Here is a 19,816-nt window from a genome sequence, read left to right on the forward strand (position 1 = left end):
ATAAGAACCTCCCAGGTTACGTGAGTTTATAAGGAGATGTGGTTTAATGACGCAAAGCCGAGCGAAGGTTTTCAAACCTGTGCAGTTATATTCTAGTCACGCATACCGGTTTATTGAAAAGCTTGGCTGCAAGCCAAGCGATCAATTGCATTTCTTATTAATCTATGACGCTAAAAACAAAAACAGAGGCTTTAGCTTCGCTACCGAGCTTCCCGCAATAACCTTGCATAAGCCTTTTCATACCTTAGAAAGGCTAGTTCCTCAAATTAAGCTTTTTTCAAGGAGAAACAAGCTCGTAAATGTTTCGAGGCTAAATAAAAAAGGCTATGCCGTGTTTATGGAGATTAACTGCCGGGAAACGACGAAGGATAGCCCGTTCAAAGCCATAAGAGCACAGTTCATCGATGTCGACTTAAACAAAATTTCAGCACTTCTCAAAACGAAAGATCAGGTCCAGCAGAAGATCGACTCCATCCTCTCCAACCCTTCAGAACGGATTCAATCCATTACAATTACACAAAATAAAAAAGGTCAATATCACCTTTTAGCTCAGCGGACAAAACAGAGAGTAGCCGAGTTGAAAAAACAATTTATAATCAAACATGGAGACCGCATCAAAGATACGATGATCGTGGAAACGAAAAACGGTTATCACATCTATTGGATCATGCAAGGCGGAGACATAAGCAAATTCGTTCCTATTCAAAAAGCATTAGCACAAACCTTCGATTCCGATCCGATGATCACAAACCTATCAAGAGTAATGCGTATACCAGGGTTTTACCATTTGAAAAATCCCGATAGCCCCTATATGGTCAAGGTCAAACAATGGGGTAGGGAAAAGCCGTTCACGCAAGAGGAGCTTATTGAATTGCTGGAATTAAAACCTTTAGTCACAGCGAAACTCAGGCCTAAGCGCCGCAAGCTACATGTTCGGCATGCCTCATGAGGAATTGATAGTCCTTCCCTAGCTCTTGCAGCCAGGGTTACATGCATAGTTTAACAAGTTTAGTAATCCTCTCCGGTAGATCACCGTTAGAAGTCTGAAGAAGTACCGGGAGTTGCCGTCCTCGGAGATTCAATAAGCCCCAGCTTAATTACACGGTCTACGGTTGCATGAGCCGCCAGTAACCATGACAAATGCAACTTTATTTCTCCGGCCGATCTCGGTAAAGTAGAGGGGAGAAGATTCCGGACAGAGCAATTTGATCGCCTTAAGCAAGTCGAAAGTATCAGGGAATACTAATGGAAGCGTTAACCATACTGGCAATGTAGTTGAAAACCAGACTGATAAAGCTGCCGTTGAGCAATCGGCAGCTTTGTTACGTTATGGGCAGTTTAGAGCAACAAACCTATAATCAAAAACGTCGTATAAATGTCAAGAAATTTTAATAATACAAATCGATATGGATTAAGGGGGGCATACACTTGTGATACGAATTGGAAAATCAGTGATATTGTTATTGTTTCTCGTACTTGTAACTGCGTGCCAAAAGACTGAAATTAAGACGTTCGATACCTTAATGAACGGAAACACCATTAATAAAGTTGAGTTTCGCGATGGCGGTAATGGCTACCTGTATAGGACGGAAGAAAAAACAAAGATCGATGGGTTTCTAAGGCTAATAAAATCAAAAAGCTACAAACAGGTGAAGACACCTGAGCCGTACGCTGGTTATTTATATTCGGGTAAAATTAACGGTGATCTAACGATCGGTTTTGCTAAAGATGATCTGATATTGAACAATATCTATTACAAAATAGTTGGTGGGGACGATCAGTTTTACAGTCAACTAGTTAAGGTAGTGGAAGCGTTCGGACAAGTGGAAGTGACGGATGGTAATTTGGGCATCTAAACAGGAAGACTAGGCACCAGGATGGGATGCCATCGATGGAACAACAAAATGGCTGTCGGGTGACAAAAACATAGTACCATTGAAAAAAAAGTAAAGGGCAATTATGTTGAATGATTGGTTGTGATTAAGTGGATAAAGAGGTGATTCCGTTGATGAGGAATATTACGTATTTATTCTTTCTAGTGATTGGAGTGTTAGTTCTATATATTTCTTCTATTCCGCTTTTCTATGCCTATCCATTTAGTGATGGACCGAACTCCGGCCCTTCGAACACTTGGGAACTTATGCGAATGATGGCTTACGAATCATGGGGATTATTTTTATTTATTGGATTGGCATTTATAATAATTTCAGTTATAGGGCTATCCAGAAAATTTTCCTTATATAAGTTCTTACGCTAACGGGAAACTTTAGTTCAACCTGGTAAAAGCTCTATCTACGCCAAAGTTCAATTCAACTATCGGGGAACCGAGGGAGTTGAATAGCTAAACTAGATGAGAAAGCATTTATGTATTGTCGGACGACATTTGACCACGTAGTGCAAAAATGAGAGACCTTTCAAGAGTTCATTGAACTTTTGAGAGGTCTCTCATTTTTTTGATGAAGTCGTATTAATTTCGCAAACTATTCGGCGTAAAATCTAAATGTTTGGATTCTGGAAGGGATACTTCAATCCAATTCTTGAGCTAAAACAGCATTGACTAAACGACGAACTTCATCAGTTGATTTGGTTTCCATTAATTGAATTCTTAGTTCGTTTGCGCCTCTAAAACCACGAACATAGATTTTGAAAAAACGAAGAAGCGGTTTAAATGAACGTGGCAGGATTTCTGTTGAATATTTATCGTGAAGATCCAACTGTAAAAGAAGTAGATGGAGAAAATCCTTCGCACTATGTTCTTTAGGTTCTTTTTCAAAAGCAAATGGATTGGTGAATATACCGCGGCCAATCATAACACCATCAACGCCATATTGTTCCACTAATTTCAATCCTGTTGCGCGGTCAGGAATATCTCCATTAATCGTTAATAGCGTGTTTGGAGCAATTTCATCGCGTAATTTTTTTATTTCAGGGATTAGTTCCCAGTGTGCTTCTACTTTGCTCATTTCTTTTTTTGTACGAAGATGAATGGAAAGATTTGCAATATCTTGTTTCAATATATGTGTTAACCAACCGCGCCACTCATCAACCTCAGAGTAACCCAATCTTGTTTTAACACTAACTGGTAATCCACCTGCTTTGGCTGCTTGAATAATTTCTGCCGCAACTTCAGGATGTCGTATTAATCCAGCACCTTTTCCATTGGATGCGACGTTTTGTACAGGGCATCCCATGTTTAAATCGATACCACGAAAACCAAGCTTTTTCATATCAATACTCATCTGCTCAAACAATGCTGGCTTATTGCCCCAAAGATGAGCGACGATCGGTTGCTCATCTTCTGTGAACGTTAACCGACCACGAGTACTTTCTATACCTACAGGGTTACAATAACTATCTGTACTTGTGAATTCTGTGAAAAATACGTCGGGTTTTGCAGCTGTACTAACGACGTGACGAAATACAACATCTGTGACATCTTCCATTGGAGCTAATATAAAAAATGGCTTCGGTAAATCAAGCCAAAAATTTTCGTTACTCATATAATCTCCTTCTTTTGCAGCATTTAAAATGATTAGGCTATTGTAAAGTCCTTTACCCATCATACATAGTATCATTTTTTTTCGTTTAATGCACAGAACTAAACATTTTCATCCTCTGTGGTGCAGCGCTGATCTTGCGCTGCATGTATGGCTAACAGGGAACGTTAGTTCAATTAAGCAACCAGGACGAAGCTGCCGGCACAATATCGGCAGCTTCATTGCCGACAATGAAGTGATACCTGGGATGAATATTCATTTAAATACAACACGAAATTTAAGGATGAAGTGAGATCAAAAGTGGAAGCTATTTTGTTCAAGACGAAATTCGAAGGATTGAGAGAAATACAAACTAGGAATGAGGAAAAACCTGTAACAAACATAAAGTTGACGCAAGAAAATGGCAGTTGATGTGAGAATCAACTGCCATTTTATATTAAGATTAATTATTGGACAGTAATCGTCCCTACCATATTGTCATGTCCTTGTCCGCACTGGACACTACAATGAAATTCATAGGTCCCAGCTTTGTCTAACTTAATCGTCGCTGTTTCGCCATCCTTAATATCAACCCCAAGATCATCACTCTGTAACCCATGTACACCTTTTTCGTTATGTAAGGTAAGTTTTAACGTATCACCTACATTAACTTTGATATCGGGTTCGCTGAACTGCCAGTCTACTGCATTCAATGTGATCTCCTTCGTAGCTCCTCCGCTAGCCGGCGCTGGAGAGGTTTCAGGGGAATTCTGATTATTATTATTCGAGTTGGAGCATGCGCTAAGTGCGATTAGCGTCAATAGCACAAAAATACATAATGTTACAGATTTTATTTTCACGAGCAGATTCCTCCTAGTAGTTATTCGTCACAATTATGTCCGTTATTGGTCAGAAATATTCCGGATGACTTTCCTCTCATTTCCTGTGATAAATTCACGGCATAATTGCTCTTGTCCTCAACATAAGATCCGAGTAAAGGAATCTATATATCTGCCTGCTCTAGGTTAGGTGATTGATAAGGCTTTCTCAAGAGGAGGGTGTACGATGGCTAGAATGAAATCGCAAGTAAAAGGCGTATTGATGGGGATCTCCGTAACCGGTGGTTGGCTCTTGGCAGATCTATTGCTTCCAGAGCCATGGGGAGACGTTGTATTATTTGCGGCGATGGCAGTAGTGAATATTGGAATCGGTTGGAGGCTAGGGAAGTTCTATGACGCACAGAAGGAAAAGGAACCTGTTGTCGATCTAATGACCAAGAACGCACCAACTTATGAACTGCGATCAGAGAAGGGCAGCAGCTAATTCTCCTTATCCCTCACAAGAAGTCATTTCAAAGAAGGTCTCTCGAAATATGGAGAGACCTTCTTTTTGTTGTAAGCAATTATGCCAAAGTACAGCCCTATCTACCTCTATTTGTTCCTTTACATAATTTACTTCAATTAGGAAATACCATAACTACTGAGGATTGCGTGAATCAGGATATTCCTAAGAATCAATCACGTAATCACACATACACATACTTGGAGGTTACAACCATGAAAAATATGAATGCCAAGAGCGGAGCGGCGTTGGCATTATTGCTTGTTCTTACCGCTTGTTCCGGGAACAACAATAATAATACGAACAACACTACTCCCTCGGAATCACCTTCTGAAACCAGCGCCGGGAAATCATTCGAGAATTGGGGGTCCTATGGGTATACACTTGCCAATAACCGCCATGTTCCGTTCAAGGAAATCACCGCTGACAATGTCAAGGATCTCGGCGTCATCTGGTCCGCGGACCTGAAGACGCTTGACCCGGATGTCAAAAACGGAAATCAATCGTATCCGGTTGTAATTGACGGTGTCATCTACATAACAACAGCAGGCAACCAGGTATTCGCGTTAGATGCATTAACAGGGAATACCATCTGGCATTGGAAACCGGCAGCTGAGCAAGCAGCAGGTTTCTCGAAAGCAGGGATCATAGCAAATCGCGGTGTAGCCGTAGGTGAGGGTAAAGTATTTATGCTTGCGGTCGATAATTCCCTGGTCTGTTTGGATCAGAAGACCGGCGAGCTTGTGAAAATGATCAAGCTTTCCGACTATATTGACGGGGTAACGATTGAGAACGGATACTATGAGACAACAGCTCCACAATACTACAAAGGCAATGTCTATATCGGCAGTAGTGGAAGCGACAACGGCATTCGAGGTTTCGTAGCTGCGTTCAAGGCAAGCGATTTGACGCCGGCATGGGATTCCCCATTCTGGACGGTACCGCCTAAGGGCCAAGATTGGCTAGCGAACAGCAAGTTTCAAGGAGGAGGAGCAGTGTGGGATCCCGTTGCAATTGATGAAGAAACCGATATGATGTACTTCGCGACGGGAAATCCGGCTCCGGATTTCTACGGAGCTAACCGCCCAGGAGATAATCCGAACACCGACTCGGTCGTGGCAGTTAACGCGTTAACCGGAAAGCTCATCTGGGCTAAGCAGGAAGTAAGTCATGATATGTGGGATTACGACGCTGCTGCATCACCGATGATCATCAACGCCACGGTAAAGGGTGAGAAGAAGAAACTGGTTGTACAAGGGGGCAAATCCGGATTATGGTTCGCCTGGGATGCCGCTACGGGAGATGACGTATGGAATGGTATACCTTTCGCCAAGATCGATAAAAAGGAAGTAACGCCAGAAGGCACGATCAGTTATCCTGGAGTGCTCGGCGGAGAAAATTACGCGCCTGAATCCTACGATCCCGCGACGAATTATGTCTTGATACCGGGTATTGAAGAGCCTTCCCTATACAAATCAGCGAAGTCCGAAGCAGAAGCTGGGACTCCGGACTTTCCTGGTGCGGCGGCATTCGGCACCTCGTATGAAGCAGTACCAAACGTCAAGGGATATGGAACAGTTACAGCGATCAACGTGGATACCGGCAAGCAAGCTTACCAAATTAAAACAACGGATCAACAACGTGGAGGCTTAACGAGCACAGATTCGGGAATTGCATTCTTCGGCGAGTTGGACGGCAAGATCAATGCACTCGATATTAAGGCAGGCAAGGTGATTTGGACGTTCCAAACTTCCGGTGATAACGTGCAGGCCGCTCCATCAATCTTCACAGTAGACAACAAAGAATATATGGTCTTTACAACGGGCGGAACGAAGCCGAAAGTTCATGTATTTGGGCTTGGAGGCGATAAGACGCAAGGTAAGGCTGGCCATGCCGAAACGGGCGGGGGACATTCCGCGCAATAACGGAGATTAAACTTTGGCGGTCAAGTCAGGAGGCGCAGCTCCATGGCTTGACCGCCTCCTCAATAGGAGATTACTTATATGAAAAGAATGACCAAAATATTATTGTGCATGCTCATGGCTGTCGTAACGTTGTGCTTGATCGATTTACGTTCGGACGCGTACGCTTATACAAATGACGATCAAGCTCGAATGGAGCTTGATCAGAATGCATTTGTCGTCAAGGCATGGAGAAGTGACGGTTCCCACTTGACCGCAGTCAAAGGTAAGCTGACTTTGGGCGATCGTCCCGTCGTGAATGCCCTCCTGCAATCCGGTACCCAAGGAAGAAACATACGTACTGGCCAGGACGGCTCTTTCGAGCTGCTAGTAGACCGAAGCCTGATCGCCAACATGCTCATTCAAGTTACGTCACTTCAGGGGGCTAAGGTCGATGAAAAGCCTGTCGGGAACAAAGAAGAAGATGCCATCTTATCGACATCTTCCTCGATCAGTGTTTACCATCCTATTGATGTAACGAAAGTGGAACCATCCGATACTGACCCAAACAAGGTCAAAGTACATGCTCGGATTGTAAGCGAGACCGGGGATAAGATTTCATACTTCCAAGCAGACAAGTATCGGATTTCGGGTCAAGTGGCGGATGCCGATGGCCATCCAATTAAAGACGCTATCGTATGGATCGATCGGGAAAGAGGCGAAGGCTTTGCCAAGTCTACTCCCACCAATAGGGATGGCAAATACGAGATGTATTACTGGCCGGAAGACGAGGGTACCAACCTTACTGTAATAGTTGGTACACGGCGATATGTACTGCCTGATGGCAAGGTGTTTATCCTTCCTCGGAATACCAGTGTGAGCATTAACATTCGTCTCCCTAGGGAAGGATTGGTGATAGATGACAAACCTCCTATGCTTGTCTGCACGACCACGAAGGGAGCAACGTACACCGGCCTGCTGGCCGGTATTGACGTGCCCCCCGGGACTCCGTATACCTTGACGATACCCGACCAGCATGGACGGTTCGTTGTGACGGTGCCAAAGGATGTATGGGATAAACATCCGTTCTTTTTCCAGACGAGACTGACAAAGTTCTTCGAGCAGGAAAAGATCCTGAAGGCAGGAGACGAGCTGCCCATCGATTTTGTACATCCGAACCATAATGACCCGAGAGTGGATGCCAGTGCATCCTGATCAAATGGTTAATCGTCTGGCAAATGTTCCATATAGAATCGGTACCAGTTGACGTATACGAAGAGTTCTACATCTTCCTCCCGATAATGTTTCAATAGAAGATTAACTAACTGTTCGTAGTGTCCCGCGTGCTCCAAACCGACAATCCATTCCTGAATGCCGTCGAAATCGGAACCGAAACCGATATTGTGCTTCCCGCCTAACGAGCATACGTGGTCGATATGATGCAGAATTTGATCGATCGAGACCGTTTGTTCCGGGCTCACGAATGGGGGAACAAATGTGATTCCCATGACGCCTCCAGTCTGTACGAGAGAGCTAATTTGATCGTCCGTCAGATTTCTTAAGCGAGGGCTAATCGCACTTGCATTGGAGTGGGAAGCGATAACGGGAGCACGGGACGCTTCGATAAGTTCCCAGAAGCCTTTCTCGGATAGATGTGAGACATCTATGATCAACCCCAGACGGTTGCATTCCTTAATCAGTTCCATACCCGCCGCAGTAAATCCGCCTTTTCTTGGTTCCAATATACCGTCCGCTGCCCAGTTGGCACGGTTCCAGGTTATACCGACAGTCCTTACGCCGAGATGATAAAGAATTCGGAGATATGTGAGGTTCCCATGGAGAGCATCTACACCTTCGAGAGACAGCAATGCCCCGATTCGATCTTCACTCCAAGCGTGCCGCAGCTCCGATTTGGTACGTATAAACCGCATTTGCGGAAGGGCGAGAATACGTTCATGGAACAAGTCAATGCTTTCCAAGACATACCTAAACTCACCAGACCATCGCTCTGGCAAATATACGGCAAAATTTTGAACACCGATGCCTGATGAGAGCATCCTTTCGAGTGTAACGTCCAGACCTGCCTGGCCACTGACAAAATCAAGCCCAGGATTAACCAGCAGTTTGCTGAGAACGTCACAGTGCGCATCAAATATTTTCAACTATCGATCACCTGCCGCGGTAAGCATAGTTTGGATTTTCATAGTTGCCGTTCTCGACGGATTCGACTCGATCCATAATCATTTTCCGGTGAGGAGATAGGATGCATACAGGATCCGTCGCCTGTGCATCGCCTGTTAACAAAAAGGCCTGACATCGGCACCCGCCGTAATCCAGTTCACGCCGATCACAGCTCCTGCAGGGCTCTGCCATCCAATCATAGCCTCTATAAGCATTAAAAGAAGGGGAATCATTCCAGATCCAGACCAATTCACGTTCTTTCACATTCTCGAAAGACAAGCTTTGAATTTCCGATGAGACTGTGCAGGGCAGGACCCGTCCGTCGGGAGCAACGGTTAGTGAAAGCTTAGCCCATCCGCCCATACAGGGCTTTGGGAAATCTTCGTAATAATCGGGTAAGATCCATAAAAGTTCTAATTGTTGTCCAAAACGCTCGCTTGCTCGAATATAGGCGGATTCCGCTTGCTTAAGCTGCTCGCTTAGCGGAAGCAATAGATGAAGATTACGCATAGCCCAGCCGTAATACTGGGCATTAGCCAATTCAAGCCGCTGTGCGCCCCATGACTTGCAAAGCTCAATAATCTCTTCAATCTGATGAATATTGGCACGGTGGAGGACGACGTTCATATTTAGGGTAAGACCGCTTTCTCGAATCCAATGTGCAGCTTGACGTTTCAGTTCATGAGCCTTGAAACCGGCAATCGAATCGGCAAGCTCCTCCGTCGCAGCCTGCAGACTTAACTGAATGCTGTCAATTCCAGCCTCCGATAGCTTCCGGATCCGCTCTTTGGTTAATCCAACACCACTCGTGATAAGATTTACAAAAAGGCCTAAATCTCTGGCGTGGCGGACGAGTTGTTCCAAATCTCCGCGCAGCAGCGGTTCACCGCCCGTGAAATGAACCTGTACGACACCAAGATCGCAAGCCTGTTCCAATACGCTTAGCCATTCGTTAGTGGACAGCTCGCTTTCTCTCTTTTGAAGCTCGACGGGATTCGAACAGTAGGGGCAGTGAAGAGGGCAACGATGAGTGAGTTCAGCGGTTAAGGCATAAGGGAAGTTCACCGACATAGCTCTAACCATCCTTTCTCGGCAGCCACAGCGCAAAACTCGACTATATCATCCTTTAGACCCGACTGACCGTACTTCGCTTCAAGCTCCTCGATAATTTGTTCAATTGTTCGCTGCCCGTCGCAGAGCCGGAGAATCGCCCCCGCTGCCTCGTTAAGCTCGATGATCCTCTCCGGCTGCAGCAAAAGCTCCATTTGACGGACTTTATCGTACTTGATGCGACCCGGACTACGCAGCCTTAGACGTTCCGACAGCGTCCATAAGCTCATAGATGGTTCTCTCCGTCAGGATATGCCAAGCTTAACGCGTCCAGTAGCGCCCATAAGACATTACATTTAAAGCGCAAAGCGTTTATTGCTTGTTCCTGCTCACTCCGATCCTTGCATTCACGCAAAACAATTTTCAGTCCATGATCCGCATCGCGTGGAGCTTGGTGAAGTCTTGCTTGAAAATAAGCCAGTCCCTCAGTTCGAATCCATGGATACAACTGCTCAAATACGCCAATACGCTTAGAGACGAGAGTAGGAGCGAAGAGTTCTGTCAACGAGGATGCCACCGCTATAGGCCATGGCTCCAACCGGCAAAAGTTCACATAAGCGTCTACCGCAAACCGGACAGCAGGGAGCACATGGCACTCATTCAGCATTTCTTCCCGAGGTATACCTGCAGCTTCACCTAGACGAATCCAAGCTTCAATTCCACCATCACCGTCTTCCCGGCCGTCATGGTCGATAATCCGCTGAATCCATTCGCGGCGGTCTTCTCTGAAGGGCAGCTTGGACAGGATCAGTGCATCTTTAATCGGAATATTTTTTTGATAATAGAACCGATTGGCAATCCAAGCTCGGAGTTGGACAGGGGATAGCTTCCCTTCGTGCATGGCAAGATGATAGGGGTGCTTGTCATGATAGTGTTCCTCTCCAACTTGGCGCAAACGTGCCACGAATTGTTCGTCCGACAATAAATAAGATTCAAACATTAAATCTCCAACTCCATTCCGTCAAACCCGACTTCAATCCCAAGCGCTGTCAATCTTCGTCGTTCTGGCGAAGTTTCGACCAGCATCGGATTCGTGTTATTGATGTGAATATAGATCTTATGACGCGCAGATAAATGAGCTAACTGATTAGAGCTTCCGTTAGTTCCGGCAACCGGCAGATGCCCCATATCGGATGCATCCCGTTCGGATATTCCTAATGCGCGAAGTTCGTCACCTTGCCAGAAGGTACCGTCCAAAAACAGGCAATCAGCATCTTCTAAATGCTGCTCCAGCGTTTGTGACCATGTCTCGATGCCCGGCGCGTAGACGGCGACGCCTCCAGTCGTATGATCCGTAATGCGATAGCCGATCACCCAAGCTTTTTGCTGTTCCTGATGTGAAGGCCGGTCAGCACAGATGTAGCGAGGGGGCTTGTCGCTCAAAAAAAACGGACATACCGTTAATTTTGCCCCAAATAGTGGGAAAGATTCCTCCGGTATGGTTTCAACCCATTGATATTTCGCGAAAGGTTCAACCATTCGACGAACCGGAAAATCCTCTTCAAGAGCGAAGAGAACAGGGCGGGGAGCAAATACCTTAATGGAAGCGCCTTGTCTGAGCTGGAGCAGCCCGGTTGTATGATCCAATTCCGAATCGGTAAGAAGAACAGCTTCAATCGGGGAATCACGCAAGGAGGGACCTGGGTGCAAGCAGGCGTATGCTTCCAATTGACTACAAATATCTGGGCTTGCGTTCAGCAGCGCCCAACGAATGCCATCCGGGCTTAAAGCAAGCGAATCATTCTTTCGTGCTCTTACGGATGAGTCGCTTGATCTCACTTTAATACAGTTTGGACAAGCGCAATTCCATTGCGGATATCCTCCTCCCGCAGCGGAACCTAACACTTTAATGATCATAACCAATCTCCCCCCCTATAGAAGAGATGCCGGATTTCTCCGGCATAACAAGTTATTTCCGATAAGCGTAAGCCGTTACTTCCGCACAAATCTCGATAATTTTAAATTCAGGCTTAACCCACATGTTTATACCTCCCTTCGGTAAGTAGCATCAGGTAAGGCAACATGATTCATTCTATGTAAGCATTGGGATGTCCAAGAATAAAAAATAACGATACAAATATCCTCCAGATGTTTGCCGAGGGGTATCTGTATCGTTATTTTACTTGCCTTCTTACCTGATCAGTTGTTGCGTTCTGGATTCCGGCTTCGCATTCCGAACAATCCAAGCAGGCCCAGCAATCCCAGCCAACCCCAACCTGTATTTTTAGTCGTAGTTGCTGCGGTTGCATGATAACTGTCGTCCGATTGTGTATTTATTAGATTCGTTGAACCATGAGCTTTCGCATTGATATGCGAGAACTGGCTGCCAGTACCTGTTCCATAGACGCTGACCTCATGGTTGGACCTTGCATTTGTTCTCATTTGGTCCGATTGTTCCGGCTCGTAGCTCTTAGTGGACATTCCATGATGCGTGCCAGGCGACTCGATTCCCATTCCGCTCCCGAGCCCGCCGTTTCCTCCATTTGCAGTTCCCGAATAGGCATTAGCAGAAGAAGGAGGAGAGGCAAGTAACAACGTAATTAGCGCAATACTTATTCCGCATAGGGTTTTAGTTATCATTGTACAACACCAGCCTTTGTAGGACGTATTTTTTGTATCTTTTTCTTAGGTTCTCACGACAATGGCGATCTTATTCCATGCTTGTACTACAAGGTTCCTGATCTGTATATATTGGGTAGTAACAACAAAGCAAGAAGGAGCATGATCATGGAATCGTTTTTCGCTTGGGTCCTAACATTCTCGCTTAGCTTCGATGCTTTAATCGTTTCCTCGTCATTGGGACTCAGAACTGAGCGCAAAAACAAGATGAAAATCGCGTTATTCTTCGCTCTGACTGAAACACTCATGCCGATTGCCGGCATGATTATTGGTGGAGCTCTCGGACAATATTTTAAAGGTGCTTTATCGGCAATAGGCGCTCTAATCTTGATTGGATTGGCTATCTATTTTCTTTTTTTTGACAAGGACGAGGATCATAGCAAGGAATTTGAACAGCCTCTAGCTAACTGGACATTATTAGCAGTGGCGATCGGTATCGGCATGGATGAACTCACCGTTGGATTTACTGCCGGGTTGATGCAATTACCGATATTGCTCACTATATTTTTGATTGCTGCTCAATCCTTTCTATTTACAATGGTTGGCGTTACTTTCGGTATTAAACTAAAGCGTTACATTGGTGATTGGACAGAAAAAGCATCTGGCATTGTGCTTGGAATCATGGGTATTTGGATGTTTATTGAGAACATCACCTTGCAATAAATTCACTGCATGTACGGTGGTGTGAGAGGACGGAGACTAGCCGCCGCCTCCTCCTACGCGATTGTTATCACTTCATGAGATATCAGGTATGGTAAAGGATACGCCGCTTGCTGGACTTCTTGGTGAAGCTACCTTCCTTGGTATGTTCTCCAAAACTTAGGGGGTTCTGCTTCCTGTCGTGTTCATTATTATGACGGCCAACAGTCTAATTGCATTCCAGGTGGATAGGGGTTCTATATCCTAGCCCTAAGGGTTTTCACACGAAAGGATTTGCCTTTGTAATGTTTTTCGTTTCAGTTAATAATCCAGTTAAAAAAAGTAAAGAGCAGTTCCACCCTGATAAAGGTGGAGCTGCTCTTTGTGTTTTATTCTGTGATAAGTTTGATTACATACTTCTGTAGTGTAATGAAATAATAAGCAACATGATGACTAAGACTGCTGTTACACGCAAGGTCGCGGTCATGCTTGGTAATGGATATCACACAACAGAGGTACAAGCACTGTTAAAAGAATTGATAGCTTCGAAAGTAACGGCGGAGATTGTGAGTAAAACGCTTGCTCCAGTAAAAGGTGTTGACGGTACGCTTATCGAGCCTCAGCAATCGATGCTAACGGCTGCATCCGTATTGTATGACGCTGTATATGTTTGCGGCGGAGCCCAAGGTGTGGACGAGTTGCTTAGCGACGTTTCATCAACGGGATTTGTTCGTGAAGCGTTTCAGCATTATTAGACTATTGCCGCTGTAGGTGACGGTGTTCGTTTGCTGATTTCCGCAGGCGTCGTACAGGCTGCAGGAGAGAAAGCTGCTCAGTTGAATGGCGTTTTAATCGCCGGAGAACAAAGTGCAGATAAAACATACTATAAGTCATTTATTGATGCAATTGCCGAGCATCGTCTTGGAATCGAATAATTCAGCCGTAGTTTAAACAAAGAAGCCTACACCAAATATAAAGGTGTGTGCTTCTTGACTTAGAACTTATATTCATCAGCAATATATTTATTTATTCTGTTTCTTGAGTGATTGGTTTCGTTGCTTGAACTGTTCCAAACGGATGATTAGGTGGAGCATAGATAACATAAACTTTTAGAGGGACATTACCTGTATTCGTAACATTGTGCCATTTTCCAGCTGGTATTACAATTGCATAGTTATCATAAGCCATAACTTGAAAATCTAGATTATCTTTGCTGTCGCCCATTTGAACAAGCCCTTGACCTTGTTCAATTCGTATAAATTGGTCAGTTGTCGGATGTACTTCCAGACCAATGTCCTCACCAACATTAATACTCATCAAGGTTATTTGAAAATATTGACCTGTCCATAAAGCAGTACGGTAATTATTATTTTGCTTGGCAGCAAGGTCAATATTCACTACTAATGGTCTTGTTCCATAATCATGCAATGGAATGGTTTGATATGAATTATTATCGCGGTTATTCCAGTTGTAATATGGGCTAGGCCATCGGTATTGGATTTGATTTTGCCATTGATGGTAATAGCATGAATAAGGGTACATACTCATGCTCCTTTCAGATCTTTTTCATTTGACCATTTATCATATGCAACAGCCTAGTTTTATGTAACAACAAAGATCCTACTGGCTGACTTATAGAAGGCTACAATTCTTTGGATCTTTTAATTTATCCTGATAAAAATCAAAATACAGATTACCATCAGTACCTTTAACAGCAAAAAAACAGTTTGCCGCTGTTTTCAAGTAATGCATATTCCACTTCGGATATATAAAAAATATCCTTTTTACGAAGCATTTCTTTATAACAACCTCTCCATGGTTCTACCTTTTAAAGAAAACAGACTAAGTAACCATGAGGTGACAGTGAGTAGGAAGCGATACTTCTTAGTAAAATCACTTTATGCTCGGACATTTTTGTACCCTCCCAAATTAAGTTGACACTATTTTCTCCAAACATCACAGTAATCTCCGACTCACGATAGAAGGAGTCCTAACCTCGTCCCAACGGCATCGTAAATGGTGTGTAATAGTAAATCCTCCGGATGGGAATCATAATATATAACTAATAAAGTCGATATCGGGTTCAATGGACGTAGCTAAAACAAGCTTTATTACTGGGCAGTGATCGGTCACTGAGGCAGCCTTGTGAATCAAAAAGCGCATGTAGGACATGCGTGACTAATTAGTAATTTTACAAGTAAACACCACACAGGTGTATATGGGTCACCAGATAATTCTGGGTGATCCTTTTTTATTCTCTGGATAGTTTAACGTTTCTCCTCACTACGGCACTCTGTTGACAAACCATAAACCTCGCGTTAATATACCTATAGGGGTATAAGTATTAGACAGATCGTATTCCTATGTAAGAGGCGAAGAATCATCCCATGGGAAAATAAGCTAGAATTATGCCGATTACAACTTGAATTACAAAAAATCATTAGGAGGTACTTGCATGCCGGACATTAAAGCAAATCAGACACTGGATTGCAAAGGTCTTGCTTGCCCAATGCCGATTGTGAAGACAAAGAAGGCAATAGATCAGCTTGAGGCGGGTCAGGTCATTGAAGTTCAAGCAACGGACAAAGGCTCGCTTGCAGATATCCAAGGCTGGGCTAAAAATACAGGACACCAGTATTTAGGATCGGTTGAAGAAGGGGCAGTGCTAAAGCATTATATTCGCAAATCCAGCCCGGGGGAAGTAAAGGAAGAGAAGAAGCATTTGCAAGTCGTTTCCACAGAAGATCTGCAGAGTAAGCTTTTGTCAGGCGAAAAGGTGAAGATTATTGATGTTCGGGAACCCGCAGAATATGCCTTTAATCGTATACCTGGGGCAATATCTTTTCCGCTTGGCGAGCTTGAAAGGCGCTTCAACGAGCTGAACCCCGCAGATGACATTTATGTCATTTGCCGTACGGGTAACCGCAGCGATCTCGCTTGCCAGCTGCTCAAGGAGAAAGGTTTCAAGCATGTGAGCAATGTAGAGCAGGGAATGGCCGGTTGGAGTGGACCAACTGAACAAAAACAATAACTAACTAACGGAGGTAATCCATATGAGTACAAAAGTAGCCATTATCGCAAGCAACGGTGGTTTGTTCGATGCTTATAAAGTTTTTAATATTGCCACAGCTTCCGCTGCTACGGACGCAGAGGTCGCTATCTTCTTTACTTTTGAAGGACTCAATCTGATTCACAAGCAAGCACACCATCAACTACCATTGCCCGCAGGCCGTGAGCACTTTGCTGAAGGCTTCAAAAATGCGAACATTCCGAGCATCCCCGAGTTGGTCACGATGGCACAGGATCTGGGGGTTAAGATTATCGCATGTCAAATGACGATGGATGTCATGAACCTGAACAAAGAAGATTTTATCGAAGGCATTGAAGTTGGAGGGGCTGTTACATTCCTGGATTTCGCAAAAGATGCGAACGTTTCGCTGACATTCTAAGAAGCTAAGGAGAGGAAATATAAAATGACTTCTAACTTGAACATGATGACGGCCAAGGAACTTACTCGAATCGTCCTGGCGAAGGAAGAACTTTTTATTCTTGACGTACGTAATGAAAACGACTTTAACGATTGGAAAATCGAAGGCCAAACGATCGATATCATCAACATTCCATATTTCGACCTGCTGGACGGTGTAGATGAAGCGTTGGACAAAATTCCAGATGAAAAAAAACTGCTCGTCGTCTGTGCGAAGGAAGGATCTTCTAAGTTTGTGGCAGAGCAGCTAGTCGAAGCAAGCCGAACCAACGTGCATTACCTTGAAGGCGGTATGAAATCCTGGAGCGAGCACCTCGAACCAGTAAAGATTGGCGAGCTGCAGGATGGCGGAGCACTTTATCAGTTTGTACGGATCGGCAAAGGCTGTCTGTCGTATATGGTCATCTCTAATGGAGAAGCTGCCGTTATTGATACTCTTCGGATGACAGAAGTATTTGAGCAATTCGCGAAAAAACATGGCGCACAAATCAAGCACACTCTCGACACGCACCTGCATGCTGACCATATTTCCGGCGGACGGAAGCTGGCGGAGCAGACTGGCGCAACCTACTGGCTGCCTCCAAAAGACGCAGGGGAAGTGACGTTCGCCTATGAAAAGCTGGAAGAAGGTGGGGACATCACGGTCGGAAACACGACGATCCGAATTCAACCGATTTACTCCCCGGGACACACGATTGGCAGTACGTCGTTTATTGTTGACGATCAGTATCTGTTGACTGGGGACATCCTGTTCATCGAGTCGATCGGTCGTCCCGATCTCGCAGGTAAGGCAGAAGATTGGGTGGGCGATCTGCGTGAGACTCTATACAGCCGGTACAAAGGCTTGTCGCAGGATCTGTTTGTGCTGCCGGCTCATTTTGGAAAAGTAACCGAACTGGGTGAAGGCGGAAGGGTCATGGGCAAGCTGTCGGATCTCTATCGCAATAACCCCGGCCTGAATATCAAGGAAGAAGATACGTTCCGCCGTACGGTAACGGAAAACCTGCCGCCACAGCCGAACGCTTACCAAGAAATCCGCCAAACGAACATGGGTAAAATGACACCAGACGAAGACGAGCAGCGTGAGATGGAAATCGGTCCGAACCGCTGCGCTGTCCACGACCGATAAGAGGAGGAAACTATATGAAAACAGATCTTGTTGTAGATACGAAGGGCATGGCATGTCCGATGCCGATTGTGAAAGCAAAGAAAGCACTCGACGGACTCGCACAGGGGCAAATCATGGAGGTTCAATCCACGGATAAAGGTTCTGTGAATGATTTCCAGGCATGGGTCAAGCAAACGAAACATGAACTTCTAAGTTACGAGGAAGACAAAGGCATCTATAAATTTTTTGTGAAGAAGATTTAATTTCTCTATAAATAAATAAGCGAACATGCGTACATGTTCGCTTATTTCAAGCCGCCGTCATAAACAATAGTCACGCCAAGCGTGTAGTAGCATTCTTCTTTATAGTGACCCTGCGGGCAGACTTTGGTGCAGCACACACCATTGCTTGCGGCTTGGAGCTTATCGTTGCAGGTAGGGCATGTAACTTCGAACAAGGACTTTAATTTGTTCAGCATTAGTTAATACCTCATTCCAATGAGTTTACTAGGTTTTATTGTAATCCATTTTGTTGTCAACGTATACTATTTTTTATTTTAATAGCTACCGCATATTTAAAGAAAGGAGGAAGCCAATGGACGTTTTGCTGTTTATCGTCATGATCGTGCTTGGGCTGGTCGGCTCCTTCTTTTCCGGCTTGCTTGGCATCGGCGGGGCGATCATAAACTATCCGATGCTATTATATGTTCCTTCTTTGACCGGTGTTGCACATTTCTCAGCGCATGAGGTCTCTTCTATAAGCATGTTTCAAGTTTTTTTCGCTTCGCTTGCAGGGATGCTTGCATTTCGTAAGAAAAACAAGACCGGGCCTTCGGTCGTACACAAAGGACTCGTCTTCTATATGGGCAGCGGTATTCTGGCAGGAAGCTTAATCGGGGGATTCGTGTCCGGCATGGTGAATGGTGACGTTATCAACCTGATTTATGGCATACTTGCCGTCTTGGCCGTCATCCTCATGTTGATTCCCCGCAGAGGAACGAATGAAGAACACACAAATGAACTTCGCTTTAATAAATGGATCGCTGTCGGATCCGCCTTTGTAGTGGGGATCGTGTCGGGGATTGTTGGCGCAGGCGGTGCGTTTATTCTCATTCCAATCATGCTGACGGTTCTTAAGATACCGACACGGACAACTATCGCATCTTCGCTTGCCATCGTTTTTATTTCGGCGGTAGGCGGCGTCATCGGCAAAGTCACCGGCGGCGATATTCCGCTGTGGCCGACCGTTTTTGCCATCGTCGGAAGTTTGATAGGTGCACCGCTTGGCTCGAAAATAAGCGCAAAAATAAACGTAAAAATATTAAGATACGGCTTGGTTGTATTAATAGCACTCACTGCTGTTAAGGTGTGGTCGTCGATCCTTTAGGAGAAAACCTAAAGCAGTTGTATTTCATCCTTTTATAAATTAGCGAAAGGCATCTCTAATAATAATGGCAGATATATCGACAATCGTGCTGTTCAGCGGTGATCTGGATAAAGCAATAGCCGCTTTTATCATTGCAAACGGCGCGGCAGCCTATGATCATGAAGTGACAATATTCTTTACCTTTTGGGGTTTGAATGCATTACGAAAAGACGAAATGGTTAAAACAAATAAAAACTTGCTGGAGAAAGCTTTTGGCTGGATGATGCCACGTGGTGCCAAGAAGTTAGGATTATCCAAAATGAACTTTGGTGGACTGGGACCGCAAATGATTAAGCACGTCATGAAGAAGCACAACGCTTTAACTCTGCCCCAACTTATTGAGCTTGCACAGGAGCAGGGAGTAAAGCTGGTTGCCTGCACGATGACCATGGATCTCCTTGGCCTGAAGCAGGAAGAGTTGATCGACGGTTTGGAATATGCCGGTGTAGCCGCTTATCTGGGAGATGCGTCGAACGGCAAGGTTAATTTGTTTATTTAATTGATAGACGTTCATTTTTTGCTCTATAAT

At 44.7% G+C, this 19,816-nt stretch carries 26 protein-coding genes; 14 read left to right on the forward strand and 12 right to left on the reverse strand.

Annotated elements, in window-relative coordinates; all coding sequences use genetic code 11:
• Nucleotides 1-46 precede the first annotated feature (46 nt).
• Together AB4Y93_RS02805 and AB4Y93_RS02810 are read left to right on the forward strand one after the other, a co-directional pair.
• Nucleotides 47-949: a DNA-primase RepB domain-containing protein gene (locus tag AB4Y93_RS02805; RefSeq protein WP_441888725.1), complete on the forward strand. Its 903-nt coding sequence runs from the start codon at nt 47-49 to the stop codon at nt 947-949.
• A 481-nt stretch (nt 950-1,430) separates the two neighbouring features.
• On the forward strand, nt 1,431-1,856 hold the full coding sequence (locus AB4Y93_RS02810; protein ID WP_441888726.1) for a hypothetical protein: 426 nt from the start codon (nt 1,431-1,433) through the stop codon (nt 1,854-1,856).
• A gap of 669 nt (nt 1,857-2,525) precedes the next feature.
• Here AB4Y93_RS02810 and AB4Y93_RS02815 read toward each other — a convergent pair.
• Nucleotides 2,526-3,500 carry a tRNA dihydrouridine synthase gene (locus AB4Y93_RS02815; RefSeq protein ID WP_441888727.1) on the reverse strand — a complete coding sequence of 325 codons (975 nt, stop codon included), beginning with the start codon at nt 3,498-3,500 and terminating at the stop codon, nt 2,526-2,528.
• Nucleotides 3,501-3,943: 443 nt separating this feature from the next.
• Nucleotides 3,944-4,336 (reverse strand): cupredoxin domain-containing protein, encoded by a 393-nt coding sequence (locus AB4Y93_RS02820; RefSeq protein WP_441888728.1) that lies wholly within the window; start codon nt 4,334-4,336, stop codon nt 3,944-3,946.
• Between the two features lie 205 nt (nt 4,337-4,541).
• On the opposite strand from AB4Y93_RS02820, the gene AB4Y93_RS02825 reads away from it, so the two are divergent.
• The 3 genes from AB4Y93_RS02825 to AB4Y93_RS02835 all read left to right on the forward strand — a co-directional run bounded on the left by AB4Y93_RS02825 (nt 4,542) and on the right by AB4Y93_RS02835 (nt 7,933).
• Nucleotides 4,542-4,799, forward strand: a complete 258-nt coding sequence (locus tag AB4Y93_RS02825; protein WP_441888730.1) for a hypothetical protein — start codon at nt 4,542-4,544, stop codon at nt 4,797-4,799.
• A gap of 233 nt (nt 4,800-5,032) precedes the next feature.
• Nucleotides 5,033-6,742, forward strand: coding sequence for a pyrroloquinoline quinone-dependent dehydrogenase (locus AB4Y93_RS02830; protein WP_441888732.1), 1,710 nt, complete (start codon nt 5,033-5,035; stop codon nt 6,740-6,742).
• 78 nt (nt 6,743-6,820) lie between these two features.
• On the forward strand, nt 6,821-7,933 hold the full coding sequence (locus tag AB4Y93_RS02835) for a hypothetical protein (protein ID WP_441888734.1): 1,113 nt from the start codon (nt 6,821-6,823) through the stop codon (nt 7,931-7,933).
• 8 nt (nt 7,934-7,941) lie between these two features.
• On the opposite strand, the gene AB4Y93_RS02840 is transcribed toward AB4Y93_RS02835, so the two are convergent.
• The 7 genes from AB4Y93_RS02840 to AB4Y93_RS02870 all read right to left on the reverse strand — a co-directional run bounded on the left by AB4Y93_RS02840 (nt 7,942) and on the right by AB4Y93_RS02870 (nt 12,589).
• Nucleotides 7,942-8,880 carry a dipeptidase gene (locus tag AB4Y93_RS02840; RefSeq protein WP_441888736.1) on the reverse strand — a complete coding sequence of 313 codons (939 nt, stop codon included), beginning with the start codon at nt 8,878-8,880 and terminating at the stop codon, nt 7,942-7,944.
• A gap of 7 nt (nt 8,881-8,887) precedes the next feature.
• Nucleotides 8,888-9,970: a pyrroloquinoline quinone biosynthesis protein PqqE gene (pqqE, locus tag AB4Y93_RS02845; RefSeq protein ID WP_441888739.1), complete on the reverse strand. Its 1,083-nt coding sequence runs from the start codon at nt 9,968-9,970 to the stop codon at nt 8,888-8,890.
• Nucleotides 9,961-10,239 (reverse strand): pyrroloquinoline quinone biosynthesis peptide chaperone PqqD, encoded by a 279-nt coding sequence (gene pqqD / locus AB4Y93_RS02850; RefSeq protein WP_441888741.1) that lies wholly within the window; start codon nt 10,237-10,239, stop codon nt 9,961-9,963. The genes pqqE and pqqD overlap by 10 nt, the downstream gene beginning before the upstream one ends.
• Nucleotides 10,236-10,949: a pyrroloquinoline-quinone synthase PqqC gene (pqqC, locus tag AB4Y93_RS02855; RefSeq protein ID WP_441888743.1), complete on the reverse strand. Its 714-nt coding sequence runs from the start codon at nt 10,947-10,949 to the stop codon at nt 10,236-10,238. Before pqqC ends, pqqD begins: the two co-directional genes overlap by 4 nt.
• Nucleotides 10,949-11,866, reverse strand: coding sequence for a pyrroloquinoline quinone biosynthesis protein PqqB (pqqB, locus tag AB4Y93_RS02860; RefSeq protein WP_441888745.1), 918 nt, complete (start codon nt 11,864-11,866; stop codon nt 10,949-10,951). The genes pqqC and pqqB overlap by 1 nt, the downstream gene beginning before the upstream one ends.
• 52 nt (nt 11,867-11,918) lie before the next feature.
• The gene (gene pqqA, locus AB4Y93_RS02865; protein WP_441889245.1) at nt 11,919-11,990 is read right to left on the reverse strand and encodes a pyrroloquinoline quinone precursor peptide PqqA; all 72 of its coding nucleotides are present in this window, start codon (nt 11,988-11,990) and stop codon (nt 11,919-11,921) included.
• Nucleotides 11,991-12,148: 158 nt separating this feature from the next.
• The gene (locus AB4Y93_RS02870; protein WP_441888747.1) at nt 12,149-12,589 is read right to left on the reverse strand and encodes a WGxxGxxG family protein; all 441 of its coding nucleotides are present in this window, start codon (nt 12,587-12,589) and stop codon (nt 12,149-12,151) included.
• A 147-nt stretch (nt 12,590-12,736) separates the two neighbouring features.
• Here AB4Y93_RS02870 and AB4Y93_RS02875 point away from each other — a divergent pair, with 147 nt between their 5' ends.
• From AB4Y93_RS02875 to AB4Y93_RS02885, 3 genes are all read left to right on the forward strand, one after another.
• Nucleotides 12,737-13,291, forward strand: a complete 555-nt coding sequence (locus tag AB4Y93_RS02875) for a manganese efflux pump MntP (RefSeq protein WP_441888749.1) — start codon at nt 12,737-12,739, stop codon at nt 13,289-13,291.
• Between the two features lie 422 nt (nt 13,292-13,713).
• On the forward strand, nt 13,714-14,022 hold the full coding sequence (locus AB4Y93_RS02880) for a DJ-1/PfpI family protein (RefSeq protein WP_441888751.1): 309 nt from the start codon (nt 13,714-13,716) through the stop codon (nt 14,020-14,022).
• A 30-nt stretch (nt 14,023-14,052) separates the two neighbouring features.
• Nucleotides 14,053-14,202 (forward strand): hypothetical protein, encoded by a 150-nt coding sequence (locus AB4Y93_RS02885; RefSeq protein WP_441888753.1) that lies wholly within the window; start codon nt 14,053-14,055, stop codon nt 14,200-14,202.
• Nucleotides 14,203-14,293: 91 nt separating this feature from the next.
• Here AB4Y93_RS02885 and AB4Y93_RS02890 read toward each other — a convergent pair whose 3' ends face one another.
• Nucleotides 14,294-14,809, reverse strand: coding sequence for a cupin domain-containing protein (locus AB4Y93_RS02890; protein WP_441888755.1), 516 nt, complete (start codon nt 14,807-14,809; stop codon nt 14,294-14,296).
• A gap of 166 nt (nt 14,810-14,975) precedes the next feature.
• A complete protein-coding gene (locus tag AB4Y93_RS02895; RefSeq protein ID WP_441889247.1) occupies nt 14,976-15,062 on the reverse strand; it encodes a YetF domain-containing protein in 87 nt (28 codons plus the stop codon).
• Between the two features lie 660 nt (nt 15,063-15,722).
• Here AB4Y93_RS02895 and AB4Y93_RS02900 point away from each other — a divergent pair.
• From AB4Y93_RS02900 to AB4Y93_RS02915, 4 genes are read left to right on the forward strand one after another with little or no spacing between them, the layout of a single operon-like run.
• A complete protein-coding gene (locus AB4Y93_RS02900; RefSeq protein WP_441888757.1) occupies nt 15,723-16,298 on the forward strand; it encodes a sulfurtransferase TusA family protein in 576 nt (191 codons plus the stop codon).
• 22 nt (nt 16,299-16,320) lie between these two features.
• Complete coding sequence (locus AB4Y93_RS02905) at nt 16,321-16,716, forward strand: DsrE/DsrF/DrsH-like family protein (RefSeq protein ID WP_441888759.1); 396 nt, start codon at nt 16,321-16,323, stop codon at nt 16,714-16,716.
• Between the two features lie 24 nt (nt 16,717-16,740).
• Nucleotides 16,741-17,883, forward strand: coding sequence for an MBL fold metallo-hydrolase (locus tag AB4Y93_RS02910; RefSeq protein ID WP_441888761.1), 1,143 nt, complete (start codon nt 16,741-16,743; stop codon nt 17,881-17,883).
• A 14-nt stretch (nt 17,884-17,897) separates the two neighbouring features.
• Entirely contained in the window at nt 17,898-18,125 is a 228-nt protein-coding gene (locus AB4Y93_RS02915) for a sulfurtransferase TusA family protein (RefSeq protein WP_441888763.1), read from the forward strand.
• Between the two features lie 41 nt (nt 18,126-18,166).
• Here the strand turns inward: AB4Y93_RS02915 and AB4Y93_RS02920 are convergent, their stop codons facing one another.
• The gene (locus AB4Y93_RS02920) at nt 18,167-18,340 is read right to left on the reverse strand and encodes a hypothetical protein (RefSeq protein ID WP_441888765.1); all 174 of its coding nucleotides are present in this window, start codon (nt 18,338-18,340) and stop codon (nt 18,167-18,169) included.
• A gap of 116 nt (nt 18,341-18,456) precedes the next feature.
• Here AB4Y93_RS02920 and AB4Y93_RS02925 point away from each other — a divergent pair, with 116 nt between their 5' ends.
• Nucleotides 18,457-19,248 (forward strand): sulfite exporter TauE/SafE family protein, encoded by a 792-nt coding sequence (locus AB4Y93_RS02925; RefSeq protein WP_441888767.1) that lies wholly within the window; start codon nt 18,457-18,459, stop codon nt 19,246-19,248.
• Between the two features lie 64 nt (nt 19,249-19,312).
• Nucleotides 19,313-19,786, forward strand: a complete 474-nt coding sequence (locus AB4Y93_RS02930) for a DsrE/DsrF/DrsH-like family protein (RefSeq protein WP_441888769.1) — start codon at nt 19,313-19,315, stop codon at nt 19,784-19,786.
• Nucleotides 19,787-19,816 lie beyond the last annotated feature (30 nt).

The organism is Paenibacillus sp. YAF4_2, from assembly GCF_052113225.1.
Lineage (GTDB): Bacteria > Bacillota > Bacilli > Paenibacillales > Paenibacillaceae > Pristimantibacillus.